The organism is Streptomyces sp. NRRL B-24572, from assembly GCF_002156145.1.
Lineage (GTDB): Bacteria > Actinomycetota > Actinomycetes > Streptomycetales > Streptomycetaceae > Streptomyces > Streptomyces vietnamensis.
The window spans coordinates 1-1,061 of record NZ_MWIG01000819.1 but is presented as its reverse complement, the minus strand read 5'-3'; the positions used below and the strand labels follow the sequence as shown (position 1 = coordinate 1,061).

Here is a 1,061-nt window from a genome sequence, read left to right as displayed (position 1 = left end):
CCGGTGGCCGGCAGCAGCCCGGCGTCCCGCAGGGCGTGCCGGCCACCGGCGCGGGCCTCGCCGCCGCGCTCGCGCCGTACAAGGAGACCGCCACCGGCGCCCGTTGGACCCCGCAGAACCAGCAGCTCATGCGGGTCGACCTCGCCATGGGCGGCGTCCCCGTCCTCGCCCGGCAGGGCTCCATGGTCATGTACCAGGGCAAGGTCGACTTCGGCTACAAGGGCGCGGGCTTCGCCGGCCGGATCGTCGGCAACGCCACCGGCCAGGAGATGCAGCTCATGCGCTGCACCGGCCGCGGCCAGGTCTTCCTCGCCGAGAACGGCGCGCACCTGCACCCGATCGAGCTCCAGGGCGACGGCATCTGCGTCTCCGCAGAGAACGTCCTCGCGTTCGACGAGTCCCTGCAGTACGAGGTCCGCCGCATCGAGGGCCACGGCATCCCCGGCGGTGCCCTGTTCACCATGCAGTTCCAGGGCACCGGCACCGTCGTCGTGAAGACCCACGGCGTCCCCGTCGTCCTGCCCGTCACGCCGACGACCTTCGCCGACTGCAACGCCGTCGTCGCCTGGTCGTCCGCGTCCCAGGTCATCCTCTCCAGCCAGGTCAGGCTGCGCCGCAACGCCTACCCGGGCCACAGCGGGGAGACCGTGAACCTCCAGTTCCGGGGAGCCCCCGGCAACTTCATCGTCGTCCAGCCCTACGAGGTCTGAGGGAGCCCGTCATGAACCAGCAACTCGCGGGCTACGCCCCGACCCCCGTCGCGGCCCGGATGGAGAACCACGGCCGCACCATGCTCAAGGTCGCCATGGCCTCCGGCCAGGACCTGTACGCCCGGACCGGCTCGATGGTCGCCTACGAGGGCTTCATCAGCTACGAGCCCAACCCGCCCGCCGTCCGCCAGGTCGCCCAGCAGTGGGCCACCGGCGAGGGCGCGCCCATCATGAAGTGCTCCGGCGACGGACTGCTCTACCTCGCCGACTACGGCGCCGACGTCGTCGTCATCAACCTCCAGAACGACTCGATCTCGGTCAACGGCACCAACGTGCTCGCCTTCGACGCCC

At 71.1% G+C, this 1,061-nt stretch carries 2 protein-coding genes; both read left to right on the top strand.

The window, feature by feature from the left end; genetic code table 11:
- Positions 1–710 (top strand): AIM24 family protein (locus tag CCN56_RS36585; RefSeq protein ID WP_143664739.1); only part of this gene is annotated, 710 nt, incomplete at its 5' end.
- A gap of 11 nt (positions 711–721) precedes the next feature.
- Positions 722–1,061, top strand: a 340-nt coding sequence (locus CCN56_RS36580; protein ID WP_143664738.1) for an AIM24 family protein, incomplete at its 3' end; no start/stop codon positions are given.